We start from the raw sequence: 16,511 nt of genomic DNA, 5'->3' as shown, positions 1-16,511 counted from the left end.
TTAAAGGATCGGCTCGCCGCCCGGGCGAAAGACGGTGCGCCCCTGAAGGCACGTGGCTGAGCCGCCCGGGCGGCGGCGGCCGGGGCTACCAGGCGAAGGCTTCGGGGGAAGGGCCGGGGCCCGGGAAGATGGCGTCGAGGGCGGCGAGGAGGTCCACGGAGAGGTGGAGATCAAGGGCGCGGAGGGCGCCGTCGAGGTGGGCGGGGGTGCGGGGCCCGATGATGGGCCCGGTCACGGCCGGCCGGGTGAGGAGCCAGGCGAGGGCCACCTCCCCGGGGTCGAGCTCGTGCTCGGCGAGCAGATCCTCGTAGCGCTGAACCTGGTCGCGGACCACCGAATCGGCCAGGCCCCGCGCCGAGCGCCCGGCGTGGGTGCGGGAGCCGCCCCCCTCACGGGACTTGCGGATGGCGCCGCCCAACAGCCCCTGGTGCAGCGGCGACCAGGGCACGACACCGAGCCCGTACGCCTCGGCGGCCGGGAGGACGTCCATCTCGGCGGTGCGCTCGAAGAGGTTGTACAGGCACTGCTCGCTGACGAGCCCGAGCGAACCGCGCCGCGCCGCCGCCTCGTTGGCCTGCGCGATGTGCCAGCCGGCGAAGTTGCTGGAGGCGGCGTAGAGCACCTTGCCCTGCTGGATCAGGACGTCGATCGCCTGCCAGATCTCGTCCCAGGGCGTGGCCCGGTCGATGTGGTGGAACTGGTAGACGTCGATGTGGTCGGTGCCCAGCCGCTTCAGGCTGGCCTCCACCTCGCGGCGGATGTTGAGGGCGCTCAGCCGCTGGTGGTTCGGCCAGGGCTCCTCCTGCCAGGGGTTGCCCTGCGTCATGTTCCCGTACAGCTTGGTGGCCAGCACCACCTTGTCGCGCCGGTCGCCGCCCTGGGCGAACCAGCTTCCGAGGATCTCCTCGGTGCGGCCCTTGCGCTCGTCCACGCCGTAGATGTTCGCCGTGTCGAAGAAGTTGATGCCCGCGTCCAGCGCGGTGTCCATGATCGCGTGGCTGCCGGGCTCGTCGGTCTGCCCGCCGAAGTTCATGGTGCCGAGGACGAGGCGGCTGACTTTGAGGCCGGTGCGGCCGAGCTGGGTGTACTTCATGGCTCCACAGCCAACACCTTGGAGTGCGCTCTATCGCAAGGGGCGGGTCTCAGTGATGGACGAGCCTCGGCCGGTCCGGCGGGACGTTCTCGTCGACCGGGCCCGTACGGGCGTCGGGGCCGGTGTCCGGTTCCGCGTGGCCCGCGCCGTCGGTGGCCGTGTCCCCGGCCACGCGGTCGAAGAAGCGCAGGATCTCGACCGGGAACGGCATCACGAGGGTGCTGTTCTTCTCGGCGGAGACGTCCACCACGGTTTGCAGCAGCCGCAGTTGGAGGGCGCCCGGGGTGTTGGCCATCGTGGCGGCGGCGTCGGTCAGGCGCTGCGACGCCTGGAATTCGCCCTCGGCCGCGATGACACGGGCCCGCCGTTCACGTTCGGCCTCCGCCTGCTTGGACATCGACCGCATCATCGACTCCGGCAGCGCGATGTCCTTGATCTCCACGCGCTCGATCCGCAGGCCCCAGGGCTCCTCGGTCGGCTCGTCCATCACCGTCTTCAGCTCGGCGTTGACGTGGTCGCGGTCCGACAGCAGCGTGTCGAGGTCGGCGCGGCCGATGACCGACCGGAGCGAGGTCTGCGCGATCTGGGAGACGGCGCTGGGGTAGTCGTGCACGTTGACCAGGGCCTTGACCGGGTCCAGGACCCGGAAGTAGACGACGGCGTCGACGGTCACGGTCACGTTGTCGCCGGTGATGGCGCCCTGCGCCGGGACGCCGAGCACCTCGGTCTGGATGGAGACCTTGCGCATCCGGTCGACGATCGGGCGGATCGTCCGCAGGCCCGGCTGCCGCAGGTTCGGCAGCAGACGTCCGAAGCGGAAGACGACGCCCCGCTCGTACTGCTGCACATCGTGCAGGCTCATGGCGAGCAGGATCAGTCCGATCAGGACGACCACCACCAGCACAGTGATCAGAGCAACCATCGATCTCACGACCTTCTGGCGTGGCCGAAGACAGGCGCGCGCCGCACAGGCACGTGCCTGTGCGGCGCGCTCACCTGCACTTTCAGCCTACTCCGGCAGCCGCTTCCGGGGGCTGTCACCGGTCGCGGGCCGACTCCTCGGCCGACTGTCGGCCGACTCGAACTTCTGGGGGCCAGGACGTGAGCCGGGTGGTCAGGCCGCCCACGGCGGTACCGGGTCGTGCAGGTGCCGCGCCCGCTCGACGAATTCCACCAGCGCCACGCGCTGCCCCGGGCTCAGCTCCCCCGCGAGCCCCGACTCGCGGATGTGCGCCCGCACCAGCAGGTAATGGCTGTCGAACATCCCCATGCCCGGCAGCGCCCGCAGCAGCGCCTCCACCCGGATGCCCGCCGCGTCCTCGTCGCCCGCCGCCGCCCTGCGTAGCACTCGCGACAGCCCCACCATCCCCTCCGCCGCCACCTCGCTCAGCACCAGGGCCCTGCGGTGACTGGCCTCCCAATCCTCAGGGTCCGTGGTCCCACGGTGACGCGACCCCATGATCGTCATGGCCACCACCTCGCTCCCTTTAGTCCCTTTTATCCCTCTCCCCGGACGAGCGTACGCCCGTCCCCCCGCCCCGCAAACGGCTCACTCCCCGTGACCGCGCCGGGCCCCTGCGTGGGTTTTCCCAAGGCCGGGTCACCGGCGGCGGCCGTCGGTTACTGTGCGCGAATGTCTTACGCGCGGATGGACGGCGGGCGGAGCGCGCGGGGCGGCCCCGCCGGGCAGGGCGGATACGGCGCGTACGGCGGCTATCGGACGGGCCTGCTGTGGCTGGGCGCGGGCGCGGCCTTCGCGGTGCTCGCACTGGGCCTCGCGGTCGCGCTGTTCGGCATGATGGAGTTCGACGAGCGGTGCGCGCAGGGGATGACGAAGGGCCCCGGCCCGCTGGTGCGCACCCGGAACCAGGCGTTTCCGCCCGCCACCGTCTGCGAGTTCCGCGACGGCGACGTGACCTCCGTCGGCGGCGGCGCGGTGCTCACCGGACTGCTCTGGGCCGCCTTGCTGTTCATGACCGCGTGCGTGTTCCTCGCGCTGCTCGCCGAGTGCTTCGAGCCGCCGCTTCGCGGAGCCTTCGCCAGCGAGCTGGTCGTGCCGATGTCGCGGGACGAGAAGGTCCGCCGTACGGGGGCGGCGTTCTTCGTCACCGGCTCCTTCTTCCTGATGATCTACGCGCTGGCGGGCTGGAAACTGCTGGCCGGGCCGTCCTCCGCGTGCTCGGCGGGCGCCGACTGGGGCAGCGGCCCGCCGCGCACCGTGACGTACAGCTTCTTTCCGCCGCAGGCCACCTGCCAGTACACCAGCGGCATGACCGACCGGATCAACCCCGACTGGCTGGCCTCGCTGACGGCCGAGATGATCGCCCCCGCGCTCCTGGCGGGGCTCGGGTTCTTCCTCGCGTGCCGCCGCAGGAGCGCGGAGCGCCGGACCGGGCGACCGACCGGGCGACCGACGGGGCGACCGGCCGGGCGACCGGCGGACGCCACGAGCGCCGACCGGACACCGGCGACGTAGCATCGCCGCATGGAGCAGCGGATTCTTGGCAGGACGGGCCGGAAGGTGTCCGTCGTCGGGCTCGGGACATGGCAGTTGGGTGCCGACTGGGGCGAGGTGCGCGAAGAGGACGCCTTCGCCGTGCTCGACGCGGCCGTCGCCTCGGGCGTGACCTTCTTCGACACGGCCGACGTGTACGGGGACGGCCGCAGCGAGCAGTTCATCGGGCGGTATCTCAAGGAGCGCCCGGACGCCGGGGTGTTCGTGGCCACCAAGATGGGCCGCAGGGCCGAGCAGGTGCCCGAGAACTACGTACTGGCCAACTTCCTCGCCTGGAACGACCGTTCGCGCGCGAACCTCGGCGTCGACACCCTCGACCTGGTGCAGCTCCACTGCCCGCCCACGGCCGTCTACTCCTCGGACGAGATGTACGACGCCCTGGACACGCTGGTGGCGCGGGGGCGCGTCGCGGCGTACGCGGTGAGCGTCGAGACGTGCGAGCAGGCGCTGACCGCCATCGCGCGGCCCGGCGTCGCGAGCGTGCAGATCATCCTGAACCCCTTCCGCCTCAAGCCGCTTGAGGCGGTGCTGCCCGCGGCGGCCGAGGCGGGCGTCGGCATCGTCGCGCGGGTGCCGCTGGCCTCGGGGCTGCTCACCGGCAAGTACACCCGCGACACCGTCTTCGCCGCCGACGACCACCGTACGTACAACCGGCACGGCGAGGCGTTCGACCAGGGTGAGACCTTCTCCGGGGTGGACTTCGAGACCGGCCTCGACGCCGCCGCCGAATTCGCCGCGCTCGCGCCCGAGGGCGCCACGCCCGCGCAGACGGCGCTGCGCTGGATCATCCAGCAGCCGGGCGTCAGCAGCGTCATTCCCGGCGCGCGCGATGTCGCCCAGGCGCGGGCCAACGCCGCCGCTGCCGCGCTGCCGCCGCTGACCGACGCCACGCTGGACGCGGTGCGCGAGCTGTACGACCGCCGCATCAGGGCGCAGGTGCACGGCCGTTGGTGAGGCACGGCTGAGGCACGGCTGAGGCGCGGCTGAGGCGCGGCTGAGCCGTGGGTGCGCCGCCGGGCGGTTCGTGACCGACGGGTTCCGACCCGCTCGCCGGGCCGCCGCCCGCAGGGCCTACCGTCTTGCGGATGACTGCGAATGCTGCCAATGCTGAATTCCCCGGCGCCAGCGGGCCGTACGCCACCACCGAGGCGGAGCCGCGCGAGGTGGGCCGGGTGCGGACGTCGTACGCGCCGGATCACGACGGTGACCCCGACCCCGGGGAAATCGTCTGGACCTGGGTGCCGTTCGAGGAGAACGACGGGCGCGGCAAGGACCGGCCGGTGCTGGTCGTGGCGCGCGAGGCGGGCGGCACGGTGCTCGCCGTCCAGCTCTCCAGCAAGCGCCACGACAACGACCACGAGTGGGTGCCGATCGGCACCGGGCCCTGGGACCGTGAGGGCCGCGAGTCCTGGGTCGCCGTCGACCGCGTCCTGCGTCTGCACGACCAGGGCATGCGGCGCGAGGCGTGCGCCCTGGACCGGGGCAGGTTCAACCTCGTCGTGAACCGGCTCAAGGAGTTGTACGGCTGGGCGTGAGCCCCCGGTCGCGCATGACGCGTCGGGCTGACGCGTCGGGCTGACGCGTCGGGCAGCCGCGTCCACCTCCGCGGCGGTGGACGCGGCTGCCCGTACGTCGACGCGTACGCCGTACGAATGCCGGCCGCGTCGTACGGTTACGGCTGCTCGTTCGACGGACGGGTGCCGCCGCCGAGCTGGTCGTTCAGCTCGTCCTGGACCTGGTCGACCTGGCCGCTGTACTTGTCGCCGGTCTTCTTGTCGACCATGTCACCGGCCTTTTCGACGCCTTGGTGCGCCTGGTCCTCGTGACCCTTCAGCAGGCCCTTGAGCTTGTCGAGCATGGACATGGCTGCCCTCCTTGGGGGAACGCCTTGCTCTCCCCGTTGCCCTCCCAGCATCGGGGCCCCCGAAGGTTTTCGCATTCCGGACAGGTCCGGACGAGTTCGTACGTTCTCCGGGGACGCCTTCCGGAGCGTTTCCGCGGCGTACGGTCCGGTGAACGTATCCGCGTACCGGCGTATTGGCGCATTGGCTTACCGACGTACCGGCGTACGGCTCAGGCGGCCTCGGCGGTCGCGCCGTCCAGCGCGGCCAGCAGCCAGTCGTGCGTGCTGCCCGGGGTCGGCTCCGCCGGGCCGAACAGCTCCCCGGCGAGCTGCCAGTAGCGGTCGATCCGGGGGTCCGCGCCGAGCACCCCGCCGAGGCGGCGGCGGAAGGCCGGGGTGTCGCGGGCGCCGCGCGAGCGGGCGTACGCGGCGACGAAGCAGTCCAGCGCCTCGCCCTCCTGCGGTCGCCGCCCGGCCCGCAGGTGCGGGGCGGCGAGCCCGTACGCCTCGATGAGGCCGTCGTACAGGACGGCCGGGCGGTAGCCCTCCTCGGGCCGGTGCGCGGCGGGCTGAGTGGGGTCGCGGCCGTCGCCGCGGCTCGTGCCGGAGGCTTTTCCGGAGATCTTTCCCGCACCGTCGCAGCTCCCCGACACCAGCGCGTGCAGGCGCGCGAAGGCCAGGGCCTGCGCCGGGGTCGGCGCCTCGGGGAGCTGCGGAATCGTCCCGTCGAGGATGGCCGAGACCAGCCGGGCGGGCATCCGCGGCGGCAGCCAGCGCCGCCAGAAGCGGGCCATGGCGGCGGTGCTGGGCGGGCTCGGCAGCGCGCCGACCAGCAGCAGCCGCTCGGCGCGCTCCCCGGGGCCGCAGTCCTGGAGCGCCTGGAGCGCGGCCTCGCGCCAGCGCAGGGCGGCCAGGCCCGCGCCGACCTCGCGCAGTTGCCCGGCGATCAGGCCGTCGAGCACGTCGGCCGCCGCGTCGGCCCCGGCCGCGCTCGCGCGGTCGTCCTCGTCGAGGACCCGGTGGACGTCGGGGACCGCGAGGCCGATGCCGCGCAGCGAGCGGATCGTGCGGAGCCGGTCGAGCGCGGCGGGGCCGTACCTGCGGTGGCCCCCGCTGCTGCGGCGCGCCTCGGGGAGCAGGCCGCGGTCGGAGTAGTAACGGACGGTCTTGACGGTGACGCCCGCGCGCTCGGCGAGTTCCCCGATGGTCCACAAACGGTCAGGCGGCACGGCTTGAACCTCCCTCAGGGGGAGTTCCTACGGTACCCGCGGCCGGGAAAGCGGCCGTTCCGCAGGGTGACCGAGGAGATCTCATGACGGCGTACGTACTGGTGGCAGGCGCTCACACCGGCGGCTGGATCTGGCAGGAGACCGCGCGGGCGCTGCGGGAAGCGGGCGCGCGGGCGTATCCGGTGACGCTCACCGGCATGGGCGACGGCGGCCGTCCGGCCGGGCCCGACACCGATCTGGAGACGCACATCCGGGACGTGCTGGAGGTGATCGACGCGGTGGCCGCCGCCGAGGGGCCGGTGGTGCTCGTCGGGCACGACTACGGCATCCACCCGGTGGTCGGGGCCGCCGACCGCCGCCCGGCGCGTACCGCCCGCGTCGTCCATCTGGACACCGGTATCCCGCAGGACGGCGATCCGCCGCTCGCGCTCTACCGCGACCAGGAGCTGCGGGACCGCGCGCAGGACGGTGACGGGCCGGTCCCGCCGCCGTCCGGCCCGGAGGAGTGGGCACGGCACGGCAGTACGGCCGAGGTCCCGGCGGACGCGCTGGCCCGGCTGACCGACCGCGCCGTACCGCAACCCCGCGCCACCCTCACCCGGCCGCTCCGCCTGACGGGCGCGGTCGCGGCGCTGCCGGTGACGGGCGTCTTCTGTACGGCGAACGGTTCGAGCATCGCGCTGGTCGAGACGCTGGTCGGGCTCGGCGACCCCCGGCTCGCCGTGCTCACCGAACCGCGGGTGACCTTCTTCGACCTCGGCACCGGGCACTGGCCGATGCTGTCCGCTCCGCGCGGGCTGGCGGACGTCCTGCTGCGGGCGGTCGCGGGGGAGGGGCGGCGGCTCGCGCCCAGGGGTGAACAGGCCCCCCAGCAACGGCCGTTCCCCCTCCCCGTCCCCGAACTCCCCCGCGAGCGGCACGGCCGCGTCGACCTCCACCTCCCCCGTGCCGAACACCCGTCCCCCGCCGTCGTGTTCGTCCACGGCGGCCCCGTATCGCCGGACGTCCGCCCGACGCCGCGCGACTGGCCGGCCTTCCTGGGCTACGCCCAACTCCTGGCCTCCCAGGGCGTGGTGGCCGCCACCGTCGACCACCGCTTCCACGACCTCACCGACTTCGACCGCGCGGCCCACGACGTGGCCGAGGCCGTCGCCCTCGTCCGGGCCGACCCCCGCGTGGACCCCGACCGTGTCGCCCTCTGGTTCTTCTCGGCGGGCGGCCTGCTCTGCGCCGACTGGCTCGCGGCCCCGCCGCCGTGGCTGCGCTGCGTCGCCCTGACCTACCCCGTCCTCGCCCCCCTCCCCAACTGGGGCCTGTCCGCCACCCGCTTCCACCCCGCCCCCGCCGCCCTCCCCACCGTCCTCACCCGCGTGGCCCTCGAGGTCCCCGAAATCGCCGCCACGGTCGACCGGTTCATCGCCTCGGCCGCCTCCTCCGGCGCGCCCCTGGAGGTCGTCGAGGCCCCCGAGGCCCACCACGCCTTCGAATCCCGCGACCCCGCCCGCGTCTCCACCCCGCCCCTGCGCGCCGCCGTCTCCGCCGTCCTCGGCCACCTCACGGCGTGAGCGCGGCTCGGAATCCCGGACGCCGGACGCGGGGCATCGCAGTGGCGGTCGCCGGGACGGCCGGTCTATTGACAACGACAACCGTTTTCGTATAGTGGACGTCATGGCACGCAACGAAGTACGTCCCGTGATCAAGCTCCGGTCCACCGCCGGTACCGGATTCACCTACGTCACCCGCAAGAACCGTCGCAACGACCCCGACCGCATGGTGCTGCGCAAGTACGACCCGGCGGCGGGCCGGCACGTGGAGTTCCGCGAGGAGCGCTAGGCCCTGACGGGGTCAGAAGAAGGTCGGCTCGCGAGGGGTGTAGGGGGCCTCGAGGGAGTCGACCTCCTCCCGGGTGAGCGTGAGGTCGAGCGCGGCGGCGGCGTCGGCGAGGTGGTGGGGCTTGGTCGCGCCGACGATGGGGGCGGAGACGACCGGGTTCTTCAGCACCCAGGCCATCGCGACCTGGGCCATGGGGACGCCTCGGTTCCGGGCGACCTCCTGGACGGCGTCGACGATGGCCCGGTCGGCGTCGAGGAAGATCGGGCGGTCCTGCGGGTCGACGGTCCGGTTGACGGCCGCGCGCGGCGTGGAGCGCTCGCCCCAGGGCCGGGTGACCAGCCCGCCGGACAGGGGACTCCAGGGGATGCTTCCCACGCCCTGGTGGGCGAGCAGGCCGAACATCTCGCGCTCCTCCTCGCGGTGGAGCAGGCTGTACTGGTCCTGCATGGACACGAACCGGGTCCAGCCGTGGAACTGCGCGGTGTGCTGCATTGTGGCGAACTGCCAGGCCCACATCGACGAGGCGCCGATGTAGCGGACCTTGCCCGCCTTGACCACGTCGTGCAGCGCCTCCATCGTCTCCTCGACCGGCGTCTGGGGGTCGAACCGGTGGATCTGGTACAGGTCGACGTAGTCGGTGTCCAGGCGCCGCAGCGAGGCGTCGATCTGCTCCATGACGGCCCTGCGGGACAGACCGGAACCGCCCGGGCCCTGGTGCATCGGCGCCCACAGCTTGGTGGCCAGGACGATGTCGTCACGCCGGGTGTACTTGCGCAGCGCCCGCCCGACGATCTCCTCCGAGGTGCCCAGGCCGTAGATGTTCGCGGTGTCCCAGAAGGTGATGCCGAGCTCGACGGCCCGGCGGAAGACCGGCTCGGCCGCGTCGTCGTCGAGGGACCAGGTCAGTCTGGTGGCGGGGTCGCCGAAGCTCATACAGCCCAGGGCGATCCGGCTGACCCTGAGCCCTGACGTTCCCAGTCGCGTGTACTCCATGGCCTGTTCCTCCTCGGTGACGCGGAGCCGCTCGCCTGCTCCGGGACGGCGGATCGCCTTCCCTTCCCACCGTGGCATGAATCGCTGCCCATGGCCTCTCACCAGGGGATTCCTGCTGTTACAGGTACTGACGGAGCCTGTCAGGCAGGCGAAAACGGCCGTACGGTTGGACGCATGGACGCCCGCACCGAATTCCGCGACTTCCTCACCTCGCGCCGCGCCGGGATCACCCCGGAACAAGCCGGCCTGCCGGTCGGCGGCGGATTCCGCCGGGTGACCGGGCTGCGCCGCGAGGAGGTCGCGCTGCTGGCGGGCGTCAGCGCCGACTACTACATCAAGCTGGAGCGCGGCAACGCCCGCGGCGTCTCCGACGGCGTCCTGGAAGCCCTCGCGCGCGCCCTCCGCCTCGACGAGGCCGAACGTGCCCACCTGTTCGACCTGGCCCGCGCCGCCGGTTCCGGAGCGCGGACACCCGCCGCCCGCGCCCCGAAGCCTCATGTGCGCCCCAGCATCCAGCGCATCCTGGACTCCATGTCCACGACGACCCCGGCCTACGTACGCGACCGCCGCCTGGACATCCTGGCCACGAACCGACTCGGCAGGGCGCTCCTCGGCCCGGTCCTCGCGACCCCGGGGCGACCGCCCAACGTGGCCCGCTTCATGTTCCTGGACCCCGCGGCCACCGACTTCTACCGCGACTGGGAGCGGATGGCGGCGGGCACCGTCGCGATCCTGCGCGCCGAAGCCGGGCGCGACCCCCACGACAGGGCCCTGAGCGACCTGGTCGGAGAACTCGCCACCCGGAGCGACCTGTTCCGCACCCGCTGGGCCACCCACGACGTCCACCTGCACCGCGGCGGAGTCAAACGCCTCAACCACCCCGTCGTCGGCGAACTCACCCTCGCCTACGACGCCTTGGAGCTGCCCGCCGACACCGGGCTGACCATCATGGCCTACAGCGCGGAACCCGGCACGCCCGCGCGTGACGCCCTTGATCTGCTGGCCAGTTGGGCCGCGACCAACGACCGCGAGGCCGCCGATCACGCGGTCTGAGGCACGCGGGCTGACGCACGCTGACAAACCCGCGCGGTCTGCCCGCGCGGACTAACCCACGTGGACGCGGGGGCGGCGGGAGCGGTCGGGCTCGGCTTCGCGCAGGACCTCGCGGGTGACCGGGGCGACCTCGCCGTGGCCGAAGAGGAAGAAGCGGAGGAAGTTGGTGAAGGGGCTGCCCTCGGTCCACTCGAAGTAGATGTGCGGCTTGGTGCCGGTGGTGTCGCGGACGTGGAGGAGGAGGGCGGCCAGCGCGTTGGGGACGGACGAGCTCTCCAGGGACAGCACGCGGTAACGGCCGTGCAGGACATGGCCTGTGACGCGCAGGGCGGACTCGAACTCGGAGGCGTCGAGGACGGTGACCTCGACGAAGACGAGGTCGTCCTCGGGCGGGATGTCGTTGTCGGCGCGGATCTGGTGCACCTTGTCGCGGTACTCGGCCGCGTCGCGCAGCCCCGGCTCGTTGGCGATGAAGCGATTGCGGCGGCTGGCGATGTCGCGGACGAACCGCGTGGCCATGTCGTCCAACTCCACGCTGGTGACGCGTAGTTCGAAGGCGCGGGCGAGCCGGGACAGCAGCGAGACGAGGATGATCCCGGCGATGAAGCAGGCGCCGATCTTGACGCCGTCGGGCCGCTCCACGACGTTGACGACCGTCGTGTAGAGGAAGACCACCGAGATCACGGCGAAGACGACCGTCCAGCGCCGCTGCCCGGCCTTGCGGGCGGCGATCGTGACGGCCAGCGCGGCCGAGCTCATCAGGACGAGGACGCCGGTCGCGTACGCGCCGCCCTGCTTGTCGACGCTGGCGTCGAAGATCCAGGTGACGAGGAAGGCGACGAGCGTGAAGACCAGCACCATCGGCCGCACCGCGCGCGCCCAGTGCGGGGCCATGCCGTACCGCGGAAGGTAGCGCGGCATCAGGTTGAGCAGGCCCGCCATCGCGGAGGCGCCCGCGAACCAGAGGATGGCGATGGTGGAGAAGTCGTAGACCGTGCCGAAGACCGACCCCAGGTACTCGTGGGCGAGATACGCCAGCGCGCGGCCGTTGGCCTTGCCGCCGGTCTCGAACTCCTTCTTCGGGATCAGCACGGTGGTGATGAAACTGGTGCAGATCAGGAAGACGCTCATGATCAGCGCGGCCGTCGTGAGCAGCTTCTTGGTGTCGCGGATCCGGCCGACCGGCCGCTCCTCGGTGTCACCGGGGTCGCCCGCGACGTTCGGCATGACGGCGACGCCGGTCTCGAAGCCGGACATGCCGAGCGCGAGCTTGGGGAAGATCAGCAGGGACACGCCGATCATGACGAAGACGTTGCCCCGCTCGGCGGTCAGCGCGTGCGACCAGTCGGTGACGACGTGCCCGGCGGTCGCGACGTGCCAGAAGCCGGCGATGACGACCACCACGTTGAGCGCCAGATAGAGCCCGACCAGGACGACGGCGATCCCGATGGCCTCCAGGAAGCCCTTGAGGAACACCGCGCCCAACAGCGCGACCAGGACCAGCGTGATCACCATCTGGTGGCTGTGCAGCGCCGTGGCGAAGTGCGGATTCTCCACCAGGTGGGTGGAGGCGTCGGCGGCCGAAAGGGTGATGGTGATCAGGAAGTCGGTGGCGGCGAAGCCCAGCAGTGTCAGGACGAAGAGCTTGCCCTTCCAGAACGACAGCAGCCGCTCCAGCATCGCGATGGAGCCCGCGCCGTGCGGGCTCTCCTCGGCGACCCGCCGGTAGACGGGCAGCGCGCCCGCCAGCGTGACCAGGACCAGCACGACCGTCGCGATCGGCGACAGCAGCCCGGCCGCGAGCGCCGCGATGCCGGGCTGGTAGCCGAGGGTGGAGAAGTAGTCCACGCCGGTCAGGCACATCACCCGCCACCAGCGTTGGCCCTTGTGGGCGGGCGCGGCTTCCCGCTCCGCCGCCCCGCCGCCGCCCGACTGGTGCTTGCCCATGTCGGAGAGACCTTCGAGCAGCCAGGCCCTGAAGCGGCTGCGCGGGGGCGTCGAGGACCGCTCGGGCGGGACGGTCGTGGTCATCCGGAGGGCTCCTGGGGTGCGGCGGATCGGTCGGGCCATCGCGGATGACGGCCCGGCCAGCGTACGCACCCCTGCCCCGCTGACACATGATCGGCCGCCCGGGGTGTTCCGGGCGGCCGACCAGGCATTTCATCGGGACGGTGGGGGCTTTGCCGGGGTCTGTCCCGGCGCGCCGGCCACCGCGGCCCGCGAGTCTTAACGCTTTCTTAGCGGCCCCGCGCGAAACCTGTACGGATCTCCGTATGGACTTCGCGCGAGGCGCTTGTCACGAGGTGTCGCTCAGCGCGCGCTTCTCACGGCGCGCTTCTCACCGCGCGCTCCTCAAAGGGCAGCCGTCACCACGCCGACGGAGCCGGCGGTGCCACGACCGGCGGGCGGTCGTCGCAGGTGATCGTGTTCGGCAGCTCCCACGACGCGAACCACGGCCCGGTCGTACCGCCGCCGGTGTTGCCGCCGAGGTCGGTCAGGGAGAACTCCGAGCCCGCGGGCGTGAAGTTGAAGGAACCGCAGTTGTTGACACCGACGGCGCCGACATTGCGCGCGACCACGTTCTCGAAGGACGCGGAGCCCGCCACCCGGCCGCTGACCACCGAGGTACCGGTGCCGTCGACCTTGATGTCCTTGAAGTGGACGTTGGTGACCGAGTACAGGTCCTTCACCGGCCAGTCGGCGACGAGCATGATCGCGTTGTACGTGTTGTCGAGGAAGTTGTCCCCGGTCACCCGGATGTCCGCGTCGATGTTCTTCTCCAGCGCGTAGAACCAGATCGCGCCGAGCCCGATGTTCCAGTTCAGTTCGTACGTGCCCGCCCTGACCGTGGTGTTGTCCGTGATCCACAGGTGGCCGGTGAACGCCTCGGAGCCGAAGCGGGAGCCGACCTGGATGGCGCTGCCCTCGCGGATCGGGTCGGCGATCAGGTTGTTGGAGACGGTGTTGTCCGTGCCGCCGTAGAGCGCGATGCCGTTGGCGAGCACCGGCGTCTGCACGGTGTTGTGGTCGATGGTGTTGCGCGCGTCCTCGGTCTTCTCCGACCACAGCGCGAGCGCGTCGTCACCGGTGTTGCGCAGGAAGTTGTTGGAGACCGTCGAATTCGTCACGCCGGTGTGGAAGTTGATGCCGTCGGCGATCTGGTCGACGATCACGTTGTTGGTGATCCTCAGATTGCTCATCGGCCCGTCGAACCACATGCCGACCTTGGTGTGCTGGATGTACAGGCCGTCGATGGTCGAGTTGCTCAGCGAGCCGCCGATGCCGTTGACCTGGTCGGTGTCGATGCGCTCCCGGACGTCGCCCTGGATCGCGAAGCCGGACAGGTGGACGTTCGAACTCCCGCCCTTCGACGCGTCCTTGCCGTAGAAGCCGACACCGGTGTGGACGCTTCCGTCGGGCACCGGGGTGGCGAGGTCGACCTGGCGGCCCTTGATGATCGTGTACCAGCTACCCGCGCCCTCGATCGTCACGTTGTCGACGACGATGTGCCGGTTCACCTGGTACGTGCCCGGCGGGATGTACACCTTCAGGTGCGTGAGCTTCGCGAAGGCGATGGCCTTGTCGATGGCGTTCGCCGAGTCGCGGCGGCCGGTCGGATCGGCGCCGAAGGCGAGGACGTTGGCCGCGATCAGGTCGATCTTCGGCGGCGCGACGAGCTGCGAGTCCAGCAGGTCGATCGTGGTGGTCGCGGCGGTGGCGCCCGCCGGGACCTGGAGCCGCACCTTGTCGCCCGCGCGGTACGTCTTCCCCAGCGACAGCCGCTGCTCGTCGTAGAAGTGGTTGGGGCGGAACGGCTTGGCGAACACCGGTGCGGGCGTGGTGTCCCGGGGCACGCAGGCGCACTCGGTCACCCAGTAGTCGGGGTGCAGGACGTCGGCGCCCGGGTCGTTCGAGAACGGGTACAGGTTGTAGAGCCACGCGTACTGCGAGGTGAGCGTCAGGGCCTTGCGGTCCTTGCCGTTCACCGTCACGTCGAGCGGCGAGGTGATGCCGCCGCCGGTCGGCGCGTCCGGGATGCTGTACCGCACGTTGATCGCGTTGGCGGCACTCGGAAGGGTGAACTCGACGTACTGGCCCGGCTTCAGCGACACCGCCTTGCGGCCCGACGCCTCGGCGGGCAGCGTGTACGCGTCCCGGCCGGGGCCGATGACCGTGCCGTTCGTCGCGGCGTTCTCCGCCTCCTGCTCCGCGAAGCCGACGTTCGCGCCGCGGCCGGCGACGAGCGAGGGGTCGAGCGCGGCCCGCGTCACCACCGGGGCCGTACCGCCGCCTGTTCCGCCCGATCCCGTACCCGCCAGGGCGGTCGTACCACCGGCCATGATGCTGAACCCGACGGCTACCGCGGTCGCCGTCGCGACCACGACCGCGGCTCTTCGCCGCGGTCTGCCCGACCACTCCACCACAGCGCCTGTGCTGCTCCGTGACATCGAAAGCTCGTTTCTGTCGAGACCTGCCGAGAGGGTGAGGTGACATTAGGGCGCGCGCGTCCGGTTCCACAAGGCTCATGCGAAATGATTTCGTAACCCTGCTGTCGAACTACGCCCGTTGGTTGACTTCTTGCAATCACCTGCAACTCCTGTTGCAGGCGTCCCCGCCTCCGCGCCGGAGCGATTGCCGGGAAGCGGCCCCGGCGGGGGTGCGAACAGGGGCAGAATCGGGGGGACTTCGGCGCCGCGCGGACGCGCGGGCGCGCAGGCACGAAAAGCGGTACCCGGGGGAGGCGACGAGGCGTGGGGCGGCGACTTGCTCCGCTGATCGCTCCGTACGAGCACGAGCACGAGCACGAGCACGAGGACGCGGGGCTGCGGCAGTTGACCGCGCCGGGGCACGACGCGGAAGCCCTCGTCCTGCTCTGCTTCACCGGCCACGGCCTCACGGACGACGCCGGACGGCTGCGCCTGGCGACGGTCGACACCCGCCGCGACCAGGGCCCTGCCGGTGGCGCGTCTCCGTCGGCACCTCGCTCAACGCGTCGCCCGCGGTGGCGTACGGGGCCGGGTACGTCGGCGGTATGCGGTGCCCCGCGCCGGAGGGTGGGAACCGGCGCCGGAGGGTGGGAACCGGCGCCGTCCACGACGGTACGGCTACGCCTCGGCGTCCTCGGTGGCCTTGGCCTTCTTCCCGTCGGCCTTCTCCGTGGCGTCGGCCGTGTCGGTCGTTTCGGCCTCTTCGGCCTCCTCGACCTCTTCCACGTCGTCCGTGGCGTCGGCCGCGTCCGGCTTGTCGTCCTCGAAGTACGTGTCCAGCACCGCGTCCAGCTCGGCCGCCCAGGTCTTGAGCAGCGGCTTGGAGGGCGCCTCGACGTCGGTGTCGAACCAGCGCCGGGTCGAGGTGTAGACGGTGACGGAGAAGCGGCGGCCGAAGCGCGGGGTGTCGATCTCGACGGCGCCGATCTCGTCCCAGCCGAAGTCGGCGGTCTCGCCGTCCAGTTTGAAGGTGATGCCGGTGCGGTCGGCGGTGATCGAGCCGCGGCGGTCGGAGACCGAGAACACCGGGCCGGTGTCCTCCTCCGTCGCGTCCTCGTCGTCCGCCGCGCCCGTGTCCTCGGCCACGGCCTCGACGGCGGCTTCGGGCACGGCCTCGGCCGCCGGTTCCGGCTCGGCCTCGGGCGCGGCCGGGGGCGCGTCCTCCGGGGCGTCGTCGTCCACCACGGGCGCGGGCACCTCGGCGGCGGACCGCGCGGGGGGCGTCAGGCCGGGTATGTACGCCGGGTCGACTCCGGCGGGCGGTATCGGCGGGGTGTTCGGACCTGTTTTCTGCTCCACGGCGCGAAGTATGGCCGATGAACCTGTGCCCGCGACAGCCGTAACGGCCCCTGGGGCCGGGATACGGGCGCGATCGTGATGCGCGCGCGCCCGGCCGCCCCCGCGCCCGGGCGAGGGGCCGACGACACCCCGACGACACCTCGACGACACCCCCGTCGGCACCTGG

At 71.9% G+C, this 16,511-nt stretch carries 15 protein-coding genes; 6 read left to right on the top strand and 9 right to left on the bottom strand.

The annotated features are described in order from the left end of the window. Positions 1 to 85: 85 nt before the first annotated feature. From ACIQCJ_RS27840 to ACIQCJ_RS27830, 3 genes are all read right to left on the bottom strand, one after another. Entirely contained in the window at positions 86 to 1,093 is a 1,008-nt protein-coding gene (locus ACIQCJ_RS27840) for an aldo/keto reductase (RefSeq protein ID WP_391158607.1), read from the bottom strand. Between the two features lie 49 nt (positions 1,094 to 1,142). After that, positions 1,143 to 2,015 (bottom strand): slipin family protein, encoded by an 873-nt coding sequence (locus ACIQCJ_RS27835; protein WP_355339695.1) that lies wholly within the window; start codon positions 2,013 to 2,015, stop codon positions 1,143 to 1,145. 192 nt (positions 2,016 to 2,207) lie between these two features. Further along, positions 2,208 to 2,561 (bottom strand): hypothetical protein, encoded by a 354-nt coding sequence (locus ACIQCJ_RS27830; RefSeq protein ID WP_355339698.1) that lies wholly within the window; start codon positions 2,559 to 2,561, stop codon positions 2,208 to 2,210. Positions 2,562 to 2,726: 165 nt separating this feature from the next. Here ACIQCJ_RS27830 and ACIQCJ_RS27825 point away from each other — a divergent pair, with 165 nt between their 5' ends. The 3 genes from ACIQCJ_RS27825 (at position 2,727) to ACIQCJ_RS27815 (ending at position 5,143) form a co-directional block, all read left to right on the top strand. After that, positions 2,727 to 3,569, top strand: coding sequence for a hypothetical protein (locus ACIQCJ_RS27825; RefSeq protein ID WP_402712894.1), 843 nt, complete (start codon positions 2,727 to 2,729; stop codon positions 3,567 to 3,569). Positions 3,570 to 3,578: 9 nt separating this feature from the next. Next, positions 3,579 to 4,562 (top strand): aldo/keto reductase, encoded by a 984-nt coding sequence (locus ACIQCJ_RS27820; RefSeq protein ID WP_402712893.1) that lies wholly within the window; start codon positions 3,579 to 3,581, stop codon positions 4,560 to 4,562. Between the two features lie 131 nt (positions 4,563 to 4,693). Next, complete coding sequence (locus ACIQCJ_RS27815) at positions 4,694 to 5,143, top strand: type II toxin-antitoxin system PemK/MazF family toxin (RefSeq protein WP_355339707.1); 450 nt, start codon at positions 4,694 to 4,696, stop codon at positions 5,141 to 5,143. Between the two features lie 137 nt (positions 5,144 to 5,280). Here the strand turns inward: ACIQCJ_RS27815 and ACIQCJ_RS27810 are convergent, their stop codons facing one another. Both ACIQCJ_RS27810 and ACIQCJ_RS27805 read right to left on the bottom strand, forming a co-directional pair. Then, on the bottom strand, positions 5,281 to 5,472 hold the full coding sequence (locus ACIQCJ_RS27810; protein WP_402712892.1) for an antitoxin: 192 nt from the start codon (positions 5,470 to 5,472) through the stop codon (positions 5,281 to 5,283). Positions 5,473 to 5,681: 209 nt separating this feature from the next. Beyond that, positions 5,682 to 6,680: a MerR family transcriptional regulator gene (locus tag ACIQCJ_RS27805; protein WP_402712891.1), complete on the bottom strand. Its 999-nt coding sequence runs from the start codon at positions 6,678 to 6,680 to the stop codon at positions 5,682 to 5,684. A gap of 83 nt (positions 6,681 to 6,763) precedes the next feature. Here ACIQCJ_RS27805 and ACIQCJ_RS27800 point away from each other — a divergent pair, with 83 nt between their 5' ends. Continuing rightward, positions 6,764 to 8,245 carry an alpha/beta fold hydrolase gene (locus ACIQCJ_RS27800; RefSeq protein WP_402712890.1) on the top strand — a complete coding sequence of 494 codons (1,482 nt, stop codon included), beginning with the start codon at positions 6,764 to 6,766 and terminating at the stop codon, positions 8,243 to 8,245. A gap of 103 nt (positions 8,246 to 8,348) precedes the next feature. Next, entirely contained in the window at positions 8,349 to 8,513 is a 165-nt protein-coding gene (gene rpmG / locus ACIQCJ_RS27795; RefSeq protein WP_355339719.1) for a 50S ribosomal protein L33, read from the top strand. A gap of 12 nt (positions 8,514 to 8,525) precedes the next feature. On the opposite strand, the gene ACIQCJ_RS27790 is transcribed toward rpmG, so the two are convergent. Beyond that, positions 8,526 to 9,506, bottom strand: a complete 981-nt coding sequence (locus tag ACIQCJ_RS27790) for an aldo/keto reductase (RefSeq protein WP_402712889.1) — start codon at positions 9,504 to 9,506, stop codon at positions 8,526 to 8,528. 174 nt (positions 9,507 to 9,680) lie between these two features. Here ACIQCJ_RS27790 and ACIQCJ_RS27785 point away from each other — a divergent pair, with 174 nt between their 5' ends. Then, positions 9,681 to 10,559: a helix-turn-helix transcriptional regulator gene (locus ACIQCJ_RS27785; protein ID WP_401717646.1), complete on the top strand. Its 879-nt coding sequence runs from the start codon at positions 9,681 to 9,683 to the stop codon at positions 10,557 to 10,559. Between the two features lie 51 nt (positions 10,560 to 10,610). On the opposite strand, the gene ACIQCJ_RS27780 is transcribed toward ACIQCJ_RS27785, so the two are convergent. The 3 genes from ACIQCJ_RS27780 to ACIQCJ_RS27770 form a co-directional block, all read right to left on the bottom strand. Then, complete coding sequence (locus ACIQCJ_RS27780) at positions 10,611 to 12,590, bottom strand: APC family permease (RefSeq protein ID WP_402712888.1); 1,980 nt, start codon at positions 12,588 to 12,590, stop codon at positions 10,611 to 10,613. A 335-nt stretch (positions 12,591 to 12,925) separates the two neighbouring features. Continuing rightward, positions 12,926 to 15,007 carry a glycosyl hydrolase family 28-related protein gene (locus tag ACIQCJ_RS27775; protein WP_402712887.1) on the bottom strand — a complete coding sequence of 694 codons (2,082 nt, stop codon included), beginning with the start codon at positions 15,005 to 15,007 and terminating at the stop codon, positions 12,926 to 12,928. 657 nt (positions 15,008 to 15,664) lie between these two features. Continuing rightward, positions 15,665 to 16,345 (bottom strand): hypothetical protein, encoded by a 681-nt coding sequence (locus ACIQCJ_RS27770; RefSeq protein ID WP_402712886.1) that lies wholly within the window; start codon positions 16,343 to 16,345, stop codon positions 15,665 to 15,667. Positions 16,346 to 16,511 lie beyond the last annotated feature (166 nt).

It is taken from the genome of Streptomyces sp. NPDC093221 (assembly GCF_044753885.1).
GTDB lineage: Bacteria > Actinomycetota > Actinomycetes > Streptomycetales > Streptomycetaceae > Actinacidiphila.
This window is presented reverse-complemented; position numbering and strand designations above follow the sequence as displayed.